23 protein-coding genes and 1 pseudogene are annotated in these 20,279 nt (G+C 55.2%); 6 read left to right on the top strand and 18 right to left on the bottom strand.

What is annotated here, in order from left to right:
- Window positions 1-228 precede the first annotated feature (228 nt).
- On the top strand, window positions 229-1,953 hold the full coding sequence (locus tag Q7L05_RS05260; RefSeq protein ID WP_303903007.1) for a BCCT family transporter: 1,725 nt from the start codon (window positions 229-231) through the stop codon (window positions 1,951-1,953).
- Window positions 1,954-2,088: 135 nt separating this feature from the next.
- Window positions 2,089-2,277, top strand: a complete 189-nt coding sequence (locus Q7L05_RS05265; RefSeq protein ID WP_303903010.1) for a hypothetical protein — start codon at window positions 2,089-2,091, stop codon at window positions 2,275-2,277.
- A 197-nt stretch (window positions 2,278-2,474) separates the two neighbouring features.
- Here the strand turns inward: Q7L05_RS05265 and Q7L05_RS05270 are convergent, their stop codons facing one another.
- The 3 genes from Q7L05_RS05270 to Q7L05_RS05280 form a co-directional block, all read right to left on the bottom strand.
- The gene (locus Q7L05_RS05270) at window positions 2,475-3,149 is read right to left on the bottom strand and encodes a hypothetical protein (protein WP_303903013.1); all 675 of its coding nucleotides are present in this window, start codon (window positions 3,147-3,149) and stop codon (window positions 2,475-2,477) included.
- Between the two features lie 29 nt (window positions 3,150-3,178).
- Window positions 3,179-4,570 carry a hypothetical protein gene (locus Q7L05_RS05275; protein ID WP_303903016.1) on the bottom strand — a complete coding sequence of 464 codons (1,392 nt, stop codon included), beginning with the start codon at window positions 4,568-4,570 and terminating at the stop codon, window positions 3,179-3,181.
- Window positions 4,571-5,318: 748 nt separating this feature from the next.
- The gene (locus Q7L05_RS05280) at window positions 5,319-5,576 is read right to left on the bottom strand and encodes a helix-turn-helix domain-containing protein (RefSeq protein WP_303903018.1); all 258 of its coding nucleotides are present in this window, start codon (window positions 5,574-5,576) and stop codon (window positions 5,319-5,321) included.
- A gap of 164 nt (window positions 5,577-5,740) precedes the next feature.
- Here Q7L05_RS05280 and Q7L05_RS05285 point away from each other — a divergent pair, with 164 nt between their 5' ends.
- The gene (locus Q7L05_RS05285; RefSeq protein ID WP_303903021.1) at window positions 5,741-6,145 is read left to right on the top strand and encodes a response regulator; all 405 of its coding nucleotides are present in this window, start codon (window positions 5,741-5,743) and stop codon (window positions 6,143-6,145) included.
- A gap of 24 nt (window positions 6,146-6,169) precedes the next feature.
- Window positions 6,170-6,346: a hypothetical protein gene (locus Q7L05_RS05290; RefSeq protein WP_303903024.1), complete on the top strand. Its 177-nt coding sequence runs from the start codon at window positions 6,170-6,172 to the stop codon at window positions 6,344-6,346.
- A 233-nt stretch (window positions 6,347-6,579) separates the two neighbouring features.
- On the opposite strand, the gene Q7L05_RS05295 is transcribed toward Q7L05_RS05290, so the two are convergent.
- From Q7L05_RS05295 to Q7L05_RS05305, 3 genes are all read right to left on the bottom strand, one after another.
- On the bottom strand, window positions 6,580-7,665 hold the full coding sequence (locus Q7L05_RS05295; protein ID WP_303903027.1) for a BsuBI/PstI family type II restriction endonuclease: 1,086 nt from the start codon (window positions 7,663-7,665) through the stop codon (window positions 6,580-6,582).
- Window positions 7,652-9,454 carry an HsdM family class I SAM-dependent methyltransferase gene (locus tag Q7L05_RS05300; protein ID WP_303903030.1) on the bottom strand — a complete coding sequence of 601 codons (1,803 nt, stop codon included), beginning with the start codon at window positions 9,452-9,454 and terminating at the stop codon, window positions 7,652-7,654. The genes Q7L05_RS05295 and Q7L05_RS05300 overlap by 14 nt, the downstream gene beginning before the upstream one ends.
- A 437-nt stretch (window positions 9,455-9,891) precedes the next feature.
- Window positions 9,892-10,218: a transposase gene (locus Q7L05_RS05305; protein WP_303903033.1), complete on the bottom strand. Its 327-nt coding sequence runs from the start codon at window positions 10,216-10,218 to the stop codon at window positions 9,892-9,894.
- A 150-nt stretch (window positions 10,219-10,368) separates the two neighbouring features.
- Here Q7L05_RS05305 and Q7L05_RS17400 point away from each other — a divergent pair.
- Window positions 10,369-10,604, top strand: a pseudogene (locus Q7L05_RS17400) (group II intron reverse transcriptase/maturase); the annotation flags it as partial.
- Between the two features lie 104 nt (window positions 10,605-10,708).
- On the opposite strand, the gene Q7L05_RS05310 reads toward Q7L05_RS17400, so the two are convergent.
- From Q7L05_RS05310 to Q7L05_RS05350, 9 genes are all read right to left on the bottom strand, one after another.
- Entirely contained in the window at window positions 10,709-11,002 is a 294-nt protein-coding gene (locus Q7L05_RS05310) for a hypothetical protein (protein ID WP_303903035.1), read from the bottom strand.
- Window positions 11,003-11,082: 80 nt separating this feature from the next.
- Window positions 11,083-11,583 (bottom strand): hypothetical protein, encoded by a 501-nt coding sequence (locus Q7L05_RS05315; RefSeq protein ID WP_303903038.1) that lies wholly within the window; start codon window positions 11,581-11,583, stop codon window positions 11,083-11,085.
- Between the two features lie 72 nt (window positions 11,584-11,655).
- A complete protein-coding gene (locus Q7L05_RS05320; protein ID WP_303903041.1) occupies window positions 11,656-12,162 on the bottom strand; it encodes a hypothetical protein in 507 nt (168 codons plus the stop codon).
- Window positions 12,163-12,338: 176 nt separating this feature from the next.
- Window positions 12,339-12,572 carry a hypothetical protein gene (locus Q7L05_RS05325; RefSeq protein ID WP_303903044.1) on the bottom strand — a complete coding sequence of 78 codons (234 nt, stop codon included), beginning with the start codon at window positions 12,570-12,572 and terminating at the stop codon, window positions 12,339-12,341.
- Between the two features lie 626 nt (window positions 12,573-13,198).
- The gene (locus tag Q7L05_RS05330; protein WP_303903047.1) at window positions 13,199-13,468 is read right to left on the bottom strand and encodes a hypothetical protein; all 270 of its coding nucleotides are present in this window, start codon (window positions 13,466-13,468) and stop codon (window positions 13,199-13,201) included.
- Between the two features lie 157 nt (window positions 13,469-13,625).
- A complete protein-coding gene (locus Q7L05_RS05335; RefSeq protein WP_303903050.1) occupies window positions 13,626-14,558 on the bottom strand; it encodes a HEPN domain-containing protein in 933 nt (310 codons plus the stop codon).
- Window positions 14,555-14,782, bottom strand: a complete 228-nt coding sequence (locus Q7L05_RS05340) for a hypothetical protein (protein ID WP_303903053.1) — start codon at window positions 14,780-14,782, stop codon at window positions 14,555-14,557. Before Q7L05_RS05340 ends, Q7L05_RS05335 begins: the two co-directional genes overlap by 4 nt.
- 279 nt (window positions 14,783-15,061) lie before the next feature.
- The gene (locus Q7L05_RS05345; RefSeq protein ID WP_303903056.1) at window positions 15,062-15,394 is read right to left on the bottom strand and encodes a HepT-like ribonuclease domain-containing protein; all 333 of its coding nucleotides are present in this window, start codon (window positions 15,392-15,394) and stop codon (window positions 15,062-15,064) included.
- 538 nt (window positions 15,395-15,932) lie between these two features.
- The gene (locus Q7L05_RS05350; RefSeq protein WP_303903059.1) at window positions 15,933-16,358 is read right to left on the bottom strand and encodes a MarR family winged helix-turn-helix transcriptional regulator; all 426 of its coding nucleotides are present in this window, start codon (window positions 16,356-16,358) and stop codon (window positions 15,933-15,935) included.
- A 193-nt stretch (window positions 16,359-16,551) separates the two neighbouring features.
- On the opposite strand from Q7L05_RS05350, the gene Q7L05_RS05355 reads away from it, so the two are divergent.
- Complete coding sequence (locus Q7L05_RS05355) at window positions 16,552-17,121, top strand: DsrE/DsrF/DrsH-like family protein (RefSeq protein WP_303903060.1); 570 nt, start codon at window positions 16,552-16,554, stop codon at window positions 17,119-17,121.
- A 299-nt stretch (window positions 17,122-17,420) separates the two neighbouring features.
- Here the strand turns inward: Q7L05_RS05355 and Q7L05_RS05360 are convergent, their stop codons facing one another.
- The 3 genes from Q7L05_RS05360 to argH form a co-directional block, all read right to left on the bottom strand.
- Window positions 17,421-18,305 (bottom strand): class I SAM-dependent methyltransferase, encoded by an 885-nt coding sequence (locus Q7L05_RS05360; protein ID WP_303903062.1) that lies wholly within the window; start codon window positions 18,303-18,305, stop codon window positions 17,421-17,423.
- A gap of 169 nt (window positions 18,306-18,474) precedes the next feature.
- Window positions 18,475-18,681, bottom strand: coding sequence for an addiction module protein (locus tag Q7L05_RS17405; protein WP_317623094.1), 207 nt, complete (start codon window positions 18,679-18,681; stop codon window positions 18,475-18,477).
- A 6-nt stretch (window positions 18,682-18,687) separates the two neighbouring features.
- Window positions 18,688-20,079, bottom strand: coding sequence for an argininosuccinate lyase (gene argH / locus Q7L05_RS05365; protein ID WP_303903065.1), 1,392 nt, complete (start codon window positions 20,077-20,079; stop codon window positions 18,688-18,690).
- Window positions 20,080-20,279 lie beyond the last annotated feature (200 nt).

Raw genomic sequence — 20,279 nt, forward strand, 5'->3', positions numbered from 1 at the left:
CACCGACCTTGGTCGATTGGTCGCCCCTGAGCCCGGACGAACAGTTCCATTTGCTGCGAGCCTGCTTGGCAGTTCGTTTCTTACTTTCCGTTACTGTCTGTTACTCCTTGCCAGTTGATTAGCAAACACTCATTCAGCTAACGTGTGCCCAATCCGATTTGGCCCCAGATAGTAACCTTTCTTTCCCGAATCCCGGCATCTTCTCCAAAAAGAACAGAGAGATGAATAATGCTCTACCAATCCCAATCCGGTCCGCTCAAGGGGATGAACCCTCGGGTTACCATCATTGCCACTTCGACCATGGTGTTTGCCCTTATCGCCGGGGTCTTCCATACCGAGCGTACCGCAGCGGTCATCAGCAGTGTGCGCGCCACGCTAGACCCGATGCTTGGGTGGTATTACCCCCTGCTGGTGGCCTTTTTGCTGTTTTTTATGTTGTGGCTGGGGACGGGCCGCTACAAGAACGTGCGGCTGGGTCATGATCGGGAGTTGCCGGAGTTTACCTTCTTTTCCTGGATTACCATGCTGTTCGCGGCCGGCACCGGCATCGGGATCATCTTCTGGGCGGTGGCCCAGCCGATTCTTCAATTTCAGTCGAACCCGTTCAGCGGCGAGAGCACAGCGGCAGAAGTGGCGACCATCGCGATGCGCCTCTCCTTTTTTCATTGGGGCCTCCATGCCTGGGCCATTTTCTCATTCGTCGCCATGGTACTCGCCTACTTTGCCTACCGGCATGATCTGCCCCTGACCATCCGCTCGGCGCTCTACCCGTTCCTCGGTGATCGTATCTACGGACCGATTGGCGACGCCGTAGATACCCTGGCCGTATTCGGTACCGTGTTCGGCATCGCCACCACCCTGGGTCTGGGGGTGCAACAGATGAATGCAGGTCTGGGTTTCGTGTTCGGGTTGCAGTCTTCAGTGGAACTGCAGCTTGCCATCGTCGGTGGACTGATGCTCATTGCTACCATTTCAGTGGTTTCCGGTGTCCATCGGGGAGTGCGCATGCTGTCCGTTGCGAACTTCTGGATCAGTCTGGGCGTGGCGCTATTTGTGCTGTTCTTCGGACCTACCCAGTACCTGATCAGCTCGACCATTCAGGCCACCGGGGATTACCTCCAGAACCTTCTGAGCATGGCCTTCTACACCCACGCGAATCATAATAGCGATTGGCAGGCGGATTGGACCATTTTCTTCTGGGGCTGGACCCTGGCCTGGTCTCCGTTTGTAGGCATGTTTATCGCCCGCATCTCCCGCGGCCGCACCCTGCGGGAGTTTGTCATGGGGGTGCTGCTCGTCCCAACCCTGATCAGTATCGTCTGGATCGGACTGCTCGGCGGCACCGCCTTGCATCAGGAGCTGTTTGGCTCGGGTGGCGTGGTCGAAGCGGTCAACCGGGACGTTACCTCGGCCCTTTTCGTGACTATCGAAAAGATGGAGCTCGGAACCCTGGGCATTTTCGTCAGCGCGGTGGTGAATATTCTGATCGGTACCTACCTGGTCACGTCGGCTAATGCCGGCACTCTCGTGGTCACTACCATCCTCGCCGGCGGCGATCCGGAACCGCCGACCGCGCATCGTATCGTCTGGGGGATAGTCCTGACGCTACTGACCGGCGCATTACTGCTTGCCGGTGGACTGGAAATCCTTCAATCAGCCGTCATTACCGCTGCCCTGCCGTTTTCGGTGGTCATTATCCTCATGATCCTGGGAACCCTTCGAGCCCTCGAAGCCGAGGCCTTCGCCCCGCTGCCGGGCGTGCGCTCCGAGACACCACACGAGCTCTGGATCGTGCCCGCGGAAGCCGGCGAAGAGGCATTGGCCTACGCGATCAAACAACCGGGCCCCGCCCAGCCCGGGGAGGGAGAACAGGCTTCGACGACTTCGGAGGACGAAACCGTTCCGGCAAAACAACGGGCGAAACCGGCTCTTGAAGACCAATCGATAGCCTAGGAGCCTGTCACACGTCTAATGGCGCCTTTAGCGAGGCGAGAAGCGGCAAGATGCAAGGCACTTGCCGGCAAAATCCTGCTGCTCAGTCCCGCCTTCGTCAGGAACGTGGAATGGACAGGCAACGATTTCGAGCCGATGCCCGGGTTTGAACATCCCGAAATCTATCGGGCACTGGATGGCTGGGGCCATGGTGCGATCACCGGCAAAATCCGCGAAGCCTGTGAGAGGCTGATTGCGGCACTCGGCGAAGAACGGGCCCTACGCCTGGCTACCGACTTGCGCGTGACGAGCCCGAAGGACTGGATTAATAGAAGTGCCCTTTAGGGCCGGGACCAGGAATTCAATCAACTCTCACCCTTTATCGAACTCTGACCCTGTATCGGGCGGGATATGGAGTGGCCGAGGTTGGGTGTCAAAGGAGGAATAGTCCCCCGATACTGCACCGGGGAATTATCGCCGTACTCTGTTTTGGTCGCGATAGTAATCTGCGGTTCTGATTATTTGGCGAAGCCAATTTTTCGCTATCTGAGGTCATCGATATATTTTGTGATATCGACAGGCTCCAAATTTGCATTCCAGCTTGCGGCACCGTGATCTGAAATGCGTTTTTCCCATTTTTTAATGCGTGAGCGGAAGACTTGTGGGTCGGTATTGTCTTCGCTCAATTTTATTACATTCATCGCAGCGATATTAATGTTTTCAAATTCATTCTTGTCGAAACTGCGCTTGATACCTGGCTTGAGTTCCTCTTTCATGTCGCTGAAGATAAAAATAATCTGAGTGCCCGCCATTGTGGTCTCGAGACGACCTTTGCATAGCATCATCGCGCCACTGATGTCTGTGTATCTGGCACTGGTCTGTTCCTTCTCAAACTTGTCAAGAACCTGCGCAAACTCAATCCTCTGCTGGTTGGCTTGCGAAGGCCGGTAATTAAGCTTCAGCTGCCCCTTTATGTTCTTTTCATCGTAACTGCTGCTGTCAATGGCAATAAGAAAAAGGCTGTCGCCGGGTAATAATTTCGGCAATATTCCCGCCTGGATGATCTTGACTATCTTTTTCTTTTCCTTCACATAAGTGCCGGAAGTGTCGGCGAGCGCGCATATTGCTGTCTCATATTGCTTGTTATCTGAACATGAAGAAAGCAATAGTGCTGAAGCCGCGGCAAAAAGAGTAAGAAGTATTATCCTGAAAGACACTGTGTTGACACCCTGCATAGAATTCAAATTCATGACTTGCGTTTGATAAGATTGCCGATCTGTGTCGGGATAATGATGTAGGCATCATATAGATGAGTAACGGCTTTCATGATGGTGTTGATCAAGTGGCCCAACATGCCAATTAAATATCCCAGCAGAGTCGTAAGCAAAATCAGCAGTTTACTAAAAACGTGTTGGCTGGTTTCGATCAGCATCTCAAGGGGAACCGCGACCATCGCAAGGATCCACGGCAATACGAATCCCAAAGTGGCCTGCCCGATAACGGTGATTTGAGAATTGTCGGTGTTGGTGGTCGTAATCTCTTTGTTGGCTAATGCCTGTGTTGTTGCCGCGTTCGTTTCGGCTATATGCTCGCGTAACACAGCAAGTGCTGCCTCAACCGATGCGAGGAAGAATAAACCTAACAGCGATGCGTATAAAAGAATACGTCGTTTGCCGAGGGTCATCCCGGCTATCTGAGGAAAAATACCCGTTATGCCCAGCGCCTCCATCAAGAAAATCCCAAGCACGACTTCCAGTGTAACGATTACCAAGGCAGAAACGTCGGAAACTTGTAGTCCAAGAACGCGCGTACCCGCTGGAACGAGCTCCGACATGGGTAATGCTATGAGTTGGAAGTTAATGAAAGCGCCGAATCCAGCGACGACAATCACCAGCATTGAGAAAATAAATAACTTCATCGCCTTGGAGGAGAGCATATCGATGGAGTCAGCCCCTCCATTTCTAACGCTGTCATACTCCTGCATATATTTTTCGATCTTGCCGGTTGTTTCGAGAACCAGCGAGATCTTGGAGTTTACGACGTTCATTACTTTCAGAACCTTATTCCATGTCGGAGATAAGGAACTGAGTATTTTGTGTCTTTTGGCGGCGGTTTTGCGCATTTCGGCCAGAGCTGTCTTTTCACCGTCGATAGCGGATTTATGCAGCTCCTTAAGCATTTTCTCTATGACCCTGTCTCCAGAGCCCGCCCCTTTAATCCGCGCAATGGATTCGACGGCATCGGTCCAGCCGGGAGCTTCAGGGACAACCTGACCACACTCCTTGAAATCGGCATCGATGTTGGCAACACTTTCATCGAGTTTGAGATGTAGCGCAGGATAATCGGCGAGATGTTTGGTGTAACTGGCCTCCATGCGTCTGAATTCCTGGGCAATCTTTTGCTCACAGTCAGCGATGCTCGATTCGAGTAAAACTTTCTTGTTCTTCTCCCGCATCTTCGCAACAACCGATTTTATCCAGTCCGAGGTTTTGGTCAGTCCACCGGCAATGCCCTCATTGAGGCTGTCGAGAGCCGCATGCAGCGGAGTGCGAGCCAAATAGAGGAATATCATGCTCGCAATGATCAGTACTGTGATCGAGAGAACCGGCATTTCAGGCCAAAAGTAAAGACTACTCATCTGTTGCTCCTAGAGTTCTTTTTTCGATTCTTTCTATTTCTGTGACTACTCGCCCCCCTCCGCCATTCCCGCGAAGGCGGGAATCCAGGGGCGGCATAATGGATCCCCGCCTTCGCGGGGATGACGGATGCTCTGTATCGTGCAGGGTCTCGAGAGTGGACCTGGACGAGTAGTTACCTATTTCTACAAATTGATTGCTCTTCCCCAAAACCCGAGATCAACAATTTGTGCTTATTATTCAATGAGTTAGCCAATTTTGGCTCGTTATGCTTTTTAGTTGGGTAGTCTATCGCGATAACTAACAAAAATTATGTGACGAAGTGCAAAATTAAGGGATCGGAGTATCGATCAGACGGAGAGGAACGCTTTGAACCTTATCAGCGGCATGGTACGCGGTCACCGACAGCAAAGACGAGAAGCGCAGGCGCAATGGATCGGCCAAGGTGGCCGTGCGCGAACCCCGCGCGAGAGCAAGCTCACCGGCAAGGGCTTTGAAGTGCCTACCATCGTCTGCCTTCAGGACCACGCGATAAAGGACTGCTGGTGTTTGGCGCCAGTGCCCCGAAAGCCTCGGCCGCAGAGATCAAGCGGTGCTACGGAAAACGCTGGAGTATCGAGACCTAACTTCCGCGACATGCGGGATTCGCACCCGCTGGGTTGCTAAAGAAGGTTTCCGCCTATGAAGTCATTCCGTCGGTTCCCTCCGTCTACAGGCTTGCTTGGCGCAAACCCCATCTATCGTCTGTCTCTATTCCCTGTCCAGCGCTGCAAATGCCTTCATGAGCTGTGTGGCCTCTACTTCAGGGCTTACACCGCAAGCTTTACATATCCAATAGAACTCGACGATGTCGATGCGCCTTTCTCCCAACTCATACTTGGACACAAAGGAGTGCTCCTTGCCCAGTCGGCGGCATAGCTCCCTTTGAGTCAGTCCGGCCCGTTCCCGGATCTGCCTGAGTGTTTCGCTTAGCAGTCGGCCCTGGGCGCTATGTATGGTCTTGCGCATGTCCCCATAATCGGGGCATTATTAGGCTGTCCCCAAAATAGGGACGCTCTTTCGATGAGTGTAGTAGGAGAACCTCCGTTTCAGTGGCGGCCCGCAATCTCTTCTGGCTCGCGACCGCGAAACCGGCAGGCACCGCTACTGCACTGAGACGGTTTACCACCTACATGGATACGGATATGAGGCTACTGGTCGCCGAAGATGAAGATATTCTTCAAGCCCTGTATGGCTTATTACTGCAACGGTGGGGATATCAGTACGATCTCGCTACGAACGGTGCTGAAGCCGTCGCATATGCCCGACTAAGGGGGCACGAATACGATCTTTGCATCATGGATGTGCACATGCCGAAGCTGGACGGTTTGGAGGCCACAAGGATCATCCGGCAAGAGGCCGGTGACTTCCCAATCCTGGGCCACTCGAACGACGAAAGCCTTGAGCAAAAATGCGTGGAATCGGGGATGGACGGGTTCCTTCCGAAATCATGCGACCCGGAACGACTCCGTTCCGCCATCGAGGCCCTGACGTCAGACTCCATTGCGGTCAAGCGAAGAGGAACGGGCGCGGATTGATCGATCAATGATCACCAGTGCACGATGAAAGACCTGACCTGCTCGCCCGAACCCTACCTGCTCGTTATCTCCGGCCACACCCTGAAAGCGCTCCGGAAAGGCGAAGCCCTCGGCGCCAGCTTTGCGGTGCTCTCGCCCATCAAATACACCAAGGCACACCCTGATATCCTGATATCGAACCTCTGGGGTGGGACGGATTAGATAATCGCCGCTCAGCTCAAGATACCCCTCTATGCCCTCGGCGGCATCAGCACGGACAACGAGCAAGAGGCGATCAAAAGAAGCGCGAACGGCGTGGCAGGGAACAGGGGATACTGGAAGGCCTAACGATAAGTTTGGAGCAGTTGGAAGATTAATCGACTACGACCTAATTATTCTGTGCCTTCTGCGCTTTTGGGGGCAAAAATTTATTGCGACAAGATGCCGTGGTTGTACTACAGGCCCTTTAGTCCGCCAGTCGCATTCTGCTCACCCCGGAAGATCAATAGGTGGTTCGGTTCAGAAGCGAACCAGACGAACGAATGCCACGCCAGATTGTCTACGGTCTTCTTAAAGGCCGGTGTACTTCGATCCGCATAAGCAGTCACGAAAGCGACCTGGTCCCGCGGGAAACCGGCCGCATCGGTAAGTTTGAGAAGGGCTTTCTGGCGCCGATCTGAAATTGGACCGTCAGTGGCGACCACCTCGACAAAAATGATCAATGGCTCATCTTCTCCGAGGTCTGCCAGAATCATATCCGGTAGATTCTTATCCGGCTCAATGGTGAGACCAATTTTTGCGGCGAGAGCATCGTCGCGACTAACAACCTTGTTTCCGCTTTCGCTCAGCCACAGGACGACGGGTTCAATCAGAAAACGACGTGAAAACTCTTCGATGACTGCTTGCGAGATCACCGAGCTCGGGCCGGGCGCGAGTCGACGGGTCTCGCCATTGGGGAAAGTAACCACGACGCCGTCCTTGGAAGCGGCAGCGCCGCTCTGCTGAATGGCGATGCGGGCCAGCGCACCCCTGGAAAGATTGGCCTTTCGCCAAGTTTCGATCGCCAACTCGAGCTCATCACTCTTCAGGCCCGGCTCGAAAAGTGCGGCAAAACTCGGTGTCAGCGCATACCTCGGCTTACTCGACGTGGTTGGAAGATCGGTTCGCAGATGAACGGCCCCCGTCGCCACCAGTCCCTCACGCAAGGTCTCATCGCGGATCGGCTCACGGGTATTGTCCGCATACCAGCGATGTCCCGGAGTGTGAAACCCGGGTTTCAGAGCCTCTTTGGCATAGGCAAGCCGCGATCCCGGATCACCCTTTTTCGCCTGCTCGTCAGTCATGCGGTAGACGTGCTTCGGAGCGAGAAAGCGACCGCTACCCTCAACGGCGCCGATGTAGAGCATCGTGAAAATGGTGCTGGCCGCCAGTTCACGGATACAGTAGTTCCGGTTGGGCGTGCCGTCCGGAAAGATCAAAGGCAGGCGCTCGGCAATTTCCTCCCTCGTGACATAGCCGGGGAGCTCTCTAACTTCCTTCATCGGGGGTGAATCCATAGAGCCGGGCGCATTCTTTTTCTATCCGTTGCTGTGGTGCCCCTGCCCGGACGAGTGCAGCGAGCGGCTTCATCGCATCGGGGGCCGGAAGCGGCAGTGCCTCCAGTTCGTAGGCGGAAACGGCCACGCTGCCGCTCAGGCAGCGGAATACGGCATCAACGGTACCGCTGTTCAGAAAAGCGGTCAAAACCTTCGGGCTGACCTTCGGGCGCTTCATCGTGGTCCGAATCATGTTGAGGTGATTCTCCACCACGGCACCGCCGTGTTCCCGCAGGAAGCCGGCAGGCAGTTCGGCGGCAACCAGCCGACGACGCTGCTCCTTTGCCGTGGTCCGCTGGAGCAATACGCAAGGGGCGTCGATGACCAGCCAGCCGTCACGCGCCGTCACCGCGAAATAGGGCAGGTGGTTCCGCTTCTCCGCCCTGAAGACGAACCGTCCCTCGCCAGTAACCGCCTCGGCCCAGATGAGCGGAAACCGCCCGTCTCCCGGAGCATTACGAAGCTGCTTCTTGTGACGGTTCCAGACCAAGGGTCCGGTACTGACCTTGTAACCCCAGTCCGCCAGCCGATGCTGCATTGCGAAGGCCTGCCGAATGAGGTCCCCCTGTGCTGCGGTGCGTGGCACCAGCCACGGGCCGGAGGCATCTGCGGGCAAGGAAAAGTCCCCGGCACGGTGCACGTGGAGGCGCCGGTTCTCCCCCGCGGTAAGCTTGTATGCGGCGGCACTGCGCCGCTCTCCATCCATCCGGTAACAGGCAAGCAGGGTCTCCTGCAGGACGTCCTCGAACACTCCCTTGCGGGCGTCGATAAAGTCAAAGCTGACGGGCGGAGCTTCGGCCGCGAGCGTCCGGCGCAGGTTCTTGAAGTAGCCGCCGGCAAGAAAAGAGGTGGGGCTCACGTAGGCGATTACTCCACCATCCTTGACCTGGCCCAAGGCAATGTCGGTAAAAAGGCCGTAGAGATTGGCATGGCCGTACAGTGTGCGGCGAAACCGCCGACGCCGCTCTTCACTCAGGCTTATCCGACCGTACGGGGGATTGCCGACCACCAGGTCGAAACGCTTATCGGGGAGCTCCCGGGCAAGGGTATCGCACACGGTGACCAGACTCTGTAGCCGCCGACCGGCACGGCGCGTATAGGGCAGCAGGACCGCATCCACGGCCACTTGCGACAACCAGGCCGCGAACGGATCAATTTCATAGCCGTGTAGCCGCGCGCCGATGTTCTGCAACAGGATTGCCGGCGCACAGTCACCCAGGGCGTTGACCATGCGCTGCGCCACCGGCGCAAGGAAGGCTCCGCCTCCGCAGGCGGGATCGAGCACGCGGCAGGTTCGCCAATCCACACCTGCTGAGCCCGCCTGATGCAGCAGGCGCTCCGTAAGCTCGGGCGGGGTGTAGTAGACGCCATGGGCCGATCGCCACGCTGGCGGCAGCATGACATTGTACAGGAGGCCTATCTGGTGAACCGCACACTCAGCATCAAGTTCGCCGGCAGCCTTGCCGAGATTCTCTGCCAGGACCGATGCCGAGTCGGCCAGTGGCGCCAGTTCCACGACCCCATGTATCGACCGGAACTTCTCCGTCCCGCCAATTTCCTGCCAGTACGCGGCTACAACTTGCGCACAGAAGCCTCGCGCAATCGCAAGCCGTGCGTCGGCCTCTTCCTCTGCCGCCGACAGCGCACGCGCCATTATCCGGCCCGAAGCCAGCGCCTCCCTCGCCAGTGCCGGGCCAGGAGAAAACAGGTTGTGCTCGTTCAGGAGATCTGCCATCAGCCGCGCCATTGGGAGTCGCCTCTCCTTGGTCATCTGCTATACCGGTGATCATAAATACACCAGTTAAGCCTGCACCGCAACGGCGATGCAGGAGGGGATCTAACCACGTGTATGGATTGTGCCGGTTTACAGCCTTTGGGGCCAGGCGGCGGGATTGGATATTGTTGCTCTGACCCTAATGATTCCGATGTTGAGCAAAAATGCCTGGAATCGGGGATGGATGGCTTCCTTCCGAAATCATGCGACCCGAATCGACTCCATTCGGCCATCGAGGCCCTAACGTCAGACTCGATTATGGCCAAACGGAGAGGAACGGGCGCGGATTGATCGATCAACGATCACCAATGCACGATGAAAGACCTGACCCTCTTGCCTGCTAGGGCGAGCGAGGCTCCAGCCTCCCTGAGAGAGGCTGTCTGGAAGGGAGCGGGCTCTCAGATCAGGTGTTCGCTAACTTCGCCACGCTCCTTTTTGGTGATTGCGGCGTGCACCGGTCGCAGTTCGGCCACCACCAGGAGCATTCCCGTGCGGCACACCGGGCAGCGTTCCTGGGGGACGCGCCCGGGCACCGGGTCCGCCGCTTTGGGTGTCGAAAGGGGCACTTGGACGGCAAGTACGCTCCGGATTTGGCGCAGCCGCTCGCGCCGGCAGCCGTTGGCCAGGAAGCCGAAGTGACGCACCCGCATCAGCCCCTTCGGCAGAATATGCAGGAGAAAGCGATGCACAAACTCGTGGCCTCCAGGCGCAGCATCTTCTGCCATTCACCATCCCGGTAGTCCTGTAGCGAAAGCTCACCCGTGCTCATCAAGCGCTTGCAGGCGATGGGGGTGATCGCGATCCGTTGGGTGTAGCGGTGCTGATATGTACTCAATCCGATTGAAGCAGGGTTAGCAAAGCCTGTTGGCGATTAGATCAGACGCAGGGTTTGCATGGCTTATTGGCGACAGTGGCGCAAACCGCGCACCAAAGTCAGGAATCTGCTGAAACTCGGCGTACCCATTCAGTCCGCGGTCGCGTGCGGCATCACCAGCAAAGGCCCATGTCGTAGCTCCAAGACACCGGGGATACAGCAGGCAATGCCTATTTGAAATCTCAGGGACTCTACGCGCTGCGGGATGGATGGATCAAGCTGCACTATCCTGAGTAAAACGTCCTGTGCGGCCCCGCATGCAGGGTGTCGTGGGGAGGGAGGGTTAGAGACCCTCCCTTACCCGATTAACTAATACGTTCCAGCATGTTGATGCCGTTCCGCTAGTTTCCATCTCTTCCCTTCGAAGCACCTATTTCTTTCACGCTGCGTCTTAATGAAATGGGCATAAACAGCGCCAAGACCACCAAGGGAAACAAGAAAACCGCTATGACTTTTAAAACCAAACTTCTTTTCGCGAAGAGATAGATCGCGAATTCAATGTAAAGGAAAATCAAGCCGATCGTGATAGCCAACTCGACCGCTTGCCTGATACCCCACACATGTGCGGCAGCGCCAAATGCCGTCATGACCAGAATTATTCCTATATAAGCCTCTGTTCTGCCTTGCTTGCTCATTCAAAGGCTAACGGCAAAGCTGAGGGGCCGAGGAAAGCGCGTAGCGCTTTCCGAGGTCCCTCTCAAGGTTGGGCGCAAGCTCACTTCTTTGCGTGCGCATTGGCGCAAATTTCTTCCCTCATCTTTTCGTCTTCGGCCACTGCGGTCTGGTAGGTGTTTAGGAGTTCGTCAATCCATCCCTTCGTCCGGTCGAGTTCGATGATTTGCTTTTCTAGCGCACTAACCGAGAGGGAACCGAAAGCGGCCTGCGTGTTCGGAACCATACCTGCAAGCTCGGTAGCACGCTTAAGGTCTCGCTCGTACTGTTCCTGGAACCGCTGCATTAGCCCAGAATGCAACATTCCTCGCGCATTCAGTACAGCCTTTCGCGATTGCAGCGCCCTCGGCAATAGATCAACCAAGCTGACTGCCGCGACATGCGCGGCGTTCCTCAATTTATCCAGTTCCAAGCGGCGGTCCGCTTCCCTGACCTCCCTTGAATGTCGATATGCCACGAATCCCATGATGGAGCCGGCGACCCCGGTGAGTGCCCCGATGATTCCGGTCCACATTCCAACATAGGCGATAGTATTCGAATTCAATCACCACCTCCTGCCGAACTGCGCCCAACGTCGCGTTCACCGGCTTGTCCGGTGCAATGCATGGTTATATTTTTACTTACCACTTGCACCCAACTCAACCTTTATCTTATCAACAAGATCATCAAGCTTTGTAGCCTTACTGAGCACAATACCTTTTTGTTGCTCCATCGATTTTAAAATAGATGGCCTTGTAAGCGAGGGGAACAACCAAATCAGTTTAGTTAAACTAAGGATGATTCGAATTTCCGGGCAGTTTGATGGAAGTTCTGGACGAGATTTAAACAAGTACGGCAAGTTACGCTTCAGGCAACGGAGGAAACAAATGTGCCTTGGTGTATCAAGAAAGACTATGAACTCTGCGTTATCTCGAACTGTTTTTGACACTCCCTCAATGACCCAGTTGTCTTGGATGACCCATTGTTGCTCACCAGCCGCTCTCTCTACTTTTGAAGCAGCAATCCATCCCTCTTTCCAAACTACACTATCTAAACTCGCTACCGGTATAGCTAGAGCTTGGCCTAGTTTTTTGGCCAGCGTCGTTTTGCCAGAACCAGCATTACCTGTGATATGTAGTCTCATATTTCCTCAATAATATAACGCCGCGCTCACCGGCTTGTCCGGTGCACCGCTTGGTTAGGCATCTTTATTTTCAACATTGTTCTTGCGTTCCAAAATTGATGCTATATTGCCTAGTTGCTTGCCAATCGCATCCAGGCTCTTATTCGTTTTCAAAAATATTGTATTATTTCGTCCCTTCATTGCTCGGCTAAGTCATACGCAGGGCTATTGCCCGCATGCATCTTCGCCATGTACTTAACATCAAGTACTGATACATCCTTGCCGTTCTTTTTTCTGCGCAAGGGGGTCATATAGTTATACGTGATTTCAACAGGAACTTCGTCACCAATTTCCGAAAGCAAGCCCCCGTACTGCCCAGCTTGATACCTCAGTGCTTTCCCTGGCGCCAATATCGGAATTTTTATATTCAAGAAGCTTGACCTATCTATGTCGCTCGGTCCGTTAATCCCCCAGCAGTTAATAGGGATAGGATTCGAGAAAGTTACATCTCTAGCTGTGCCACCGTCATGGTTACATATGACAAGGTCTATCACTGAGCCAACATCATTACTTGGTTCATAATGTGCGATTACGTTTGGTTTTGACTGCCGATAAACTGCTAGATACGCAACAGCGACCGCAAGAAAGGTAGCTATGGGGCTGATTATGTAAAATAGAATCTGAAAGTTTGTTGGATCAGTTAGCATATTAGTACGTCCACGTATTATCCTTGATGCCTAACGCCCGCAACACGCGCGGCTTTGCAGTGAAGGCGAAGCCGCAACGAAAAAGACGTCGCTGTGCCTGCGATTGTTAAGCATTCATTGCGTCACAGTGGGCGAAAAATACTTCGTCATTGGCAATCTTGCCTAATCATACTGGTGCTCGATATATCCGATACCAAAGAGTGTCACCACCAGTAAAGCAGATGCTAGGATTCTGAAACAAAACAACCTGAACTTGTTTGCCCAATCATGTCTAGCCTCAAGCTTCAACTCCTTTTCTTTGAGCGCCACCCCTTTCGCGACTCTTCGGAGTTTAAGTCCTGAAATGCTCTCTAGAAACGAAGAAACTTGATTAAGGAGTTTTCAAGGTCGTCTTTCAGTACAAAAAAATCTTCGGGCTCATCAGCATCAATAGCCTTATCTTTCAGTTCTTCCAAAGCCGCAAGATCAAGTTCCTCTAGCCTTTTCTCAAAATCTTCTCGCACTTCCGCCCTTGTGCGATTATCAGGAACACGTATTTGAGGAGGTTCATAGCCTCCCACACTGTCCGAAAGTGCTTGTAAATTTTGCATGATACTCGAAGGATCGAACCGTCCAGCCATATCGAAACCCTTTCTTTCGCTTAACCGTGGTTTATACAGAATACGTAATTTGTCATGTTATACCGATTCTGTATAACACCGTGAAAAACCGAAAACCGTCTGAGCACTGCTACATAGGCCAAGTGGGCTTGTTGTAAGTGGCGCGATCGGCGTCTGTTCAGGTTTGGTCGCTTTCGGCTGCATGTCGCAATCCTGCTATCTTGTTTTCACAGACTTCCGCCGTCAGTTCCTTCAAATCCTCAACCCGTTTGGCGATGGCGCTCAGTTCTTCGTCGGTGATGGCGTACCGCTTGCTGTAGCGGGCGTCGACGTAGGCGCGGCGGAGGAGGTCGAAGAGACGTTTGTTTTGGTCGGTGTCTTTGGGGAAGACATCGGTGAAGCGGGGGTCGAAGCCGGCGGCCTGGTTGATCAGGTTCTGGAGGTCGTGCTCCTTGGGGCGGTAGCCGGTCTGGACGAGGAGGAGACAGGTGATGTAGCGCTCGGCCGATTGGTGCAGCTGGAATGCGGCGATCTTGAGGCGCCCACGGGACTGGTAGAACCCTACACCCTCAAAGAATCCATCGGCGCTATCCATCCACTCCTCGAAATACTCCTCCGCATGTCGCAATCGCGTTTTTGGCGGCAACTCCTTTGGCGGCCGTGCCAGCTTGTAGCGGCCGGAGTCATAGAGCAGGTACCCCTCTTTGAGGATGTCCATGAAGAAGTAGCGCCGTTCGGAGAGCATCTGGTTGACGTGGTGGATGGTGTGGACGATGTAGTTGACGCGGGTGCCGTCTGCTCGCGGCTCCAGGGCGTCTTTGAGGTCGTTGTCGTAGGCGACGTTGCGTTCGCTCTTTTTGTCCGCGGTGACGATGAGGATGTCGAAGTCGGAGTGGTATTCGTAGGTGATGTGGTCCTCTTCGTAGCGGTCTTCGACCCAGTCGCCGCGGGCGTGGGAGCCGAAGAGGATGATCATCTCGATATCGTGGCGCTCGCGGATGGCGGCGACGATTGCATTCAGCTCGTCGAGCTTGGAGGCGGGTAGGTGTTTGGGCCGTTTTTTCATTTTGTACCAGGCCGGCGGGCCGGCGGTTTCCATGATTGCGCTCATGCCCGGTCCTCCCTGTCGAAGAACTTCGAGTTGATGTCGCGGACACAGGCTTCGAGGCAATCCAAATCCTGTTCCAGCCGGCTGGCCAGGTCCTGGAGGACATGGGCACAGGCGGCCCGGTCCACATCCTGGAGGTCGGTGGACGGCAACAGCAAGTCGGCGAGCAGGCGCACTTGCGACGCAGCCAGGAGGAGCTCCTCCCTGGCGTTTTTGTGTTCTTCCATAGTGTTCTCCTGATAGTTCTTCCGTGTGTCCCCGGGGCAATCCTTCTGGGGCACGATGAGCTATCAGGTGCGGCGGGTTTGTTTCCCTGGTGCCCGGGTGTTAGGCGCAGAGGGTTTTCTATTACGCCCTCACTCGGACCGACTTCACCGGGTGCTTCGGCCGCCTGAATCGGGTTTATCGTAATCGATGGGTGGGGCAAGCACAAACAGCGGCCTCGATGTCGGATCGAACGCACATCGATGTTGATGTGCGGAGTAGTGCGCGGGAGAGGGTGTTACTCAGGATCGGCTATTCCGAAGTAGCTCCTCTAGTGGCGCAACAATGGAAGGCAAGTCATTCTGCACTATCTCCCAGATAGTCTTCGGATCGGCACCGAAGTATTCGTGGGCGAGCAAATCGCGCAGGGTCCGCATTTCTTTCCACGGAATGCCGGCCGCCGACGCTTGGATTTTTCCCGGAACGTGGTTGGCTGCTTCACCGATGATCTCAAGGTTACGGATCACCGCGTCCAGAACCATTTCATTATTGTTGAAGCTTTCGAAATCCAGCCCTTCCGTGAGCGCTGTATCTTGGCGATGCTCTGCAAGATGTCGCGGATACGAAAATCCCACTCCCAGCAGCCTGTCGGACTTAGGTGCCCGTAGCGAGAAAGGTGGGAGAGTGAGACCAGATTTACCCGATTTCGAGGCGAATTGTTGCTCTACGCAACGAGAAATCGGGGAAATCTGGGCCGCTCTTCCATCGGCGCATGCCTACAGGGATGTAGACATTAGACAACGCAGGAGCATGTTGTCGAGTAGGAGCATCCTAAGTCCGACAGGCTGCTAGAGAGCGGATCGCGCGGCCGTTGCCGCCGCTCTCACCCGTTCCGGTGCGGTGCCACCAGTGAGGGGGTGGATGAGCCTCAGACCTGCGAACAGCGCTCGCGGAGTTCGGCTTGCCGCGCCGGAATTATCCAAGAACACCCTTCTGCGCATGCCTTCTCGACTTTTGGCCGAAGTCGCATCGATCTGAGGCGGCAATGCCTGTTATGGCAATTGTGGGATTTCCTTCGTCTTCTTACGATGGGTGTCCACGTAAGCCGTCGTCAAATTAAGATCTATCATGTTTTTTGATCCCCTGTCAGGTTGGCTATCCCTTGTAGCTTTTTCATTCAGCACCCCCAGGTTTCCGGTTCGTGATCGCGGCGGCGAAATCATTCAATACCTGGATCGTCTCCGTTGCATAGTGCTCCGACAGTTTCTCTTGTAATACCTTGAGGTCACGGTGCGCAACCGTAAGCTTACTCTCCCCTAGTGCGGTTATCTGGATGAGAAACGAGCGACGGTCCACTGGGTGCTCTTCCGTAGAGAGGATTTTGGCGCGGACGAGCTCGTTTACCATCACACTCGCCGACGCACGGGTAATTTTCAGGTACTTGCTGATCTGCGTGACGGTCGGCTCAGGGGCGCTTTCCAGAAATGTCAGCAAACGAAACTGAGATACCTTCAGCCCGGAATACATAAGTGATATAGCGGTGTTCCGCTCTAATTGCTGCGCGGCATGGATTAGCGCAACGACATCCAGCTGTTCCATCAATGGGGTTCTCTGCGCTCGTTTGTTAAGGCAACTAACAAAATATTTCTATTTGTCACCAGCCCACGTGAAGGTTTAACTGATCTGCACGAGGAAAAGACTATAGGGAATCTCGGCTGGCAGAACAACGCTAATGGTCTACACGTCCCGTGGCTGATTCCGCGCACTAAACACAAGTAGAGGAACAAAGGATATGACGGCAAGCACCACACCACACGCAGAACAGAAAACGGATATGGAGATACGGGTTTCAGCACTCGAATCTGAGCTAAAGGCACTGAAATCCCGGGTACCCGAAGATCGGGTCTCAATCATTCTTCTATCGGATAGCTTCGACAAGGCCATGGCCGCGTTTATGATGGCTAATGGCGCTACGGCCATGGGCATGGAAGTTTCTATGTTCTTCACCTTTTGGGGGTGTAGCGTGATCAAGAAGGGCCGCAAATTGAAGGGGAAAAAGTTTTCGCACAAGCTCATCAACACCATGCTTCCTGGCAGCAGTCGCGATCTGGCCCCGTCGAAGATGGCATACGGGCGGCTCGGGCGGCGGTTTTTCAACTACATGATGAAGGGGGAAATGGCTTCACTGGAGGAACAGATAGAAATCGCCAAGGAGTCCGGCGTTCATTTCCAAATCTGCGCACCATCACTGGGCTTGATGGGATTCGAAGAAGATGAATGGGTCGTTCCCGTAGATGTCTGTGGCGTCGCAGCCATGTATGGCGCTGCTCTCAATGCCCGCACCGCCTACTTCATCTCGTAATCCAACGTGCAGCCACTATGCCGAAACGGTTCCGTCTGGCAAGTCAGACGAAGCCGTTTCCCGCGAAACGAAGGCTTGGCCATTATGAGAATATCGCGGTGACATTTACTTGATGAAGCCATTCCCCGGATGGAGTTCCCTGTCACTAACTGTGCTTGATGTGTGTGTGGAATCCAGACCCATTCTTCTCAATGTCTTTGGCGCCAAATGCACGTGACGGGACGTGAATTGGCGCCTTGCCAAAAAAAACGGCCCCGAGTCCGAAGGGTTGGATTAATAGAAGTGCCGCATGCCGAAGTCTACTCAAACCGCCCGATTCGAAGAGTCAGCGGCCAGCAGACGCGGCGAAGTTTGGACGGGTCACCCCAGGCGTCCTCCAGCACTCTTCGGATCTCTTCGACTGCATCACGGCGGGTCGCCTCGGTGAAGCGATTGGTGGCCGACCAGCTGTTGAGGTAGCCCAACAGACGCGCCAAATCCCAGTGCGCCTCCATTGAATAGCCAAGCGGCTCAATTTCACGGAACGGAAACGGCAGCCCGCGATAGCCGTTTTCGACAAAACGCCGTTCCAGTGGCCAGTATGGCTCCAGCACATGACTGTATAACCGATCAATCACCGCATCTACAGCCTCATCCACGCTCAGAAGGTTATAACACCAAACGGCAATGACACCGCCCGGTGCCAGAACCCGACGCACCTCAGTGTAAAAGCGATCGACATCAAACCAATGCAGTGCCTGCGCCACCGTGACCAAATCCACCGATCCCTTTTCCAATCCGCTCCGTTCTGCAGGGGCAACCCGGTAGACCACCTTTGAGATCGGTTCCGCAGCAGCGAGCTGTTCCGCACTGGCGTCTGTCGCAACCACCGATTCAAAGTGCGCCGCGAGTCCGAGGGCGGCCTGCCCGGAACCCGTTGCACAGTCCCACGCCTTTCGATGCGAAGGCGCCAGATCCGCCAGGTACTCGAACAGTGCTGCCGGGTAACCAGGTCGATAACGGGCATAGTTCCCTGCCAGAGCGGAAAAGTGGTCACGAAAGGCTGTCATCGATCGTTTCGTCCATCTCTTGGGCGGACCATCACGTAAAAAATAAATGGCATAGGGGAAACGGCGCGACAGGGCCCGGCGCACAGAACCGAAAACCTTTGTATAGAGTTCGGGCTGCTCCTCAATGGAGATCATTACCCGATCGAGTTCCCCAATAAAAACGCGCCCAAGGCTCTCCTTTTGGCGTGCATACCACTCGAAAGCGGTGCGGATATCGGCCTACTCCTCCTTGCGTAAAATCAGCACGGGTCAGTCCCTTAGAACCCTTTCCCGAACCTCTTGCCATGGCGTCCCCTGCGACGGATCAGCGTGATAACTCGAGTCTCTTTTCCAGTTCATCTTTGTGCCACTCGGGGACAGCCACCGCCTCGGGTAGTTCGGCGATAGAGTCCCAAAGGTCTTCAACGAGCTGGATGCGCTGGTCGAGGGGTATTCGGCTATGTCCGAGGCGGATAGTTTTTCCATGATCACTCTCCGGAGCGTTTGCCCTCGTCCCTGCTAATCGTCTCAAGTGAGACTACAACAGAGCGCGGGCGGCCTGCACCCCGGCTTTGACCTGTTTCGGTGCCGTTCCGCCGATATGATCCCGCGCCGCCACCGATCCCTCCAGCGTCAATACCTCAAACACATCCTCGCCAATCGCACCGGAGAACTGCTGCAACTCCTCCAGGTTCATCTCGGAGAGGTCGCGCCCGGTGTCCACGCCCAGCTTGACGGCCTTGCCGACGATCTCGTGGGCATCCCGAAATGGCACGCCCTTGCGGACCAGGTAGTCGGCGAGGTCGGTGGCGGTGGAGAAGCCGCGGCGGGCGGCTTCGCGCATGTTGTCGGGTTTGACCTGGATGCGGGCCATCATGTCGGCGTAGACGCGCAGGCAACCTCTGACGGTGTCGATGGTGTCAAACAGGGGCTCCTTGTCTTCCTGGTTGTCTTTGTTGTAGGCCAGCGGCTGGCCCTTCATGAGGGTTAGGAGACTGGTAAGGTGGCCATAGACGCGGCCGGTTTTGCCTCGCACCAGTTCGGGGACGTCGGGGTTTTTCTTCTGCGGCATGATGGAGGAGCCGGTGCAGAAGGCGTCGCCGAGGTCGACCCAGTCGAACTGGCTGGAACTCCAGAGAATGAGCTCTTCGGAAAAGCGGGACATGTGCATCAGCAGCAGGGAGGCCCAGCTGAGAAACTCGATGGCGAAGTCGCGATCGGAGACGCCGTCGAGGGAGTTGCGAGTGGGACGGTCGAAGCCGAGTTCTTTTGCCGCGAAATCGCGGTCGATAGGATAGGTGGTGCCGGCCAGGGCAGCGGACCCGAGGGGCATGACGTTGATGCGCTTGCGGCAGTCCTGCAACCGTTCGGCGTCACGCTGGAGCATCTCGTTCCAGGCGAGCATGTGGTGGCCGAAGGTGATGGGCTGTGCCGTCTGCAGGTGGGTGAAGCCGGGCATGATGGTGTCGGCTTCGTGCTCGGCGAGGTCAATCAGGTTGCTTTGCAGGCGCTTCAGTTCCGGGGCAATGGCCGCGTCGATTTCGTCCCGCAGATAGAGACGGATGTCGGTGGCGACCTGGTCGTTGCGTGAGCGGCCGGTGTGCAGCTTCTTGCCGGCGTCGCCGATCATGTCGGTGAGACGCTTTTCGATGTTCATGTGAACATCTTCCAGGGCGATGGACCATTGGAAGTCGCCCGCTTCGATTTCGGCCTCGATCCTCGTCAGGCCGCGGATGATGTCATCGCGTTCTGCCTCGCTGAGCACACCGACGTGGGCCAGCATCCTGGCATGGGCGATGGAGCCGCGGATGTCCTGCTTGTAGATGCGCTGGTCGAAGCCGACGGAGGCACCGAAGGCCTCGACGAAGGCGTCGGTGGGTTCGGTAAAACGCCCGGTCCAGGGCTTTTCAACGGTATTTTCGTCAGTCATTGCGGGACATAACCGGTCGGGGAATGGAATGGGGGGAGTATAACACTGAAGGGCTAGTGGCTAATGGCTAGTGGCTAGTGGCTAGTGGCGAGTGGCGAGGGATGAGGGATGAGGGATGAGAAATGAGGGATGAGAAATGAGAGTTGCCTCTCACCCTTTCACTCCTCGCCCCTCGCCCCTCGCCACTCGCCCCTCGCCAC

This window comes from Thiohalomonas denitrificans (assembly GCF_016841685.1).
GTDB classification, from domain to species: domain Bacteria; phylum Pseudomonadota; class Gammaproteobacteria; order Thiohalomonadales; family Thiohalomonadaceae; genus Thiohalomonas; species Thiohalomonas denitrificans_A.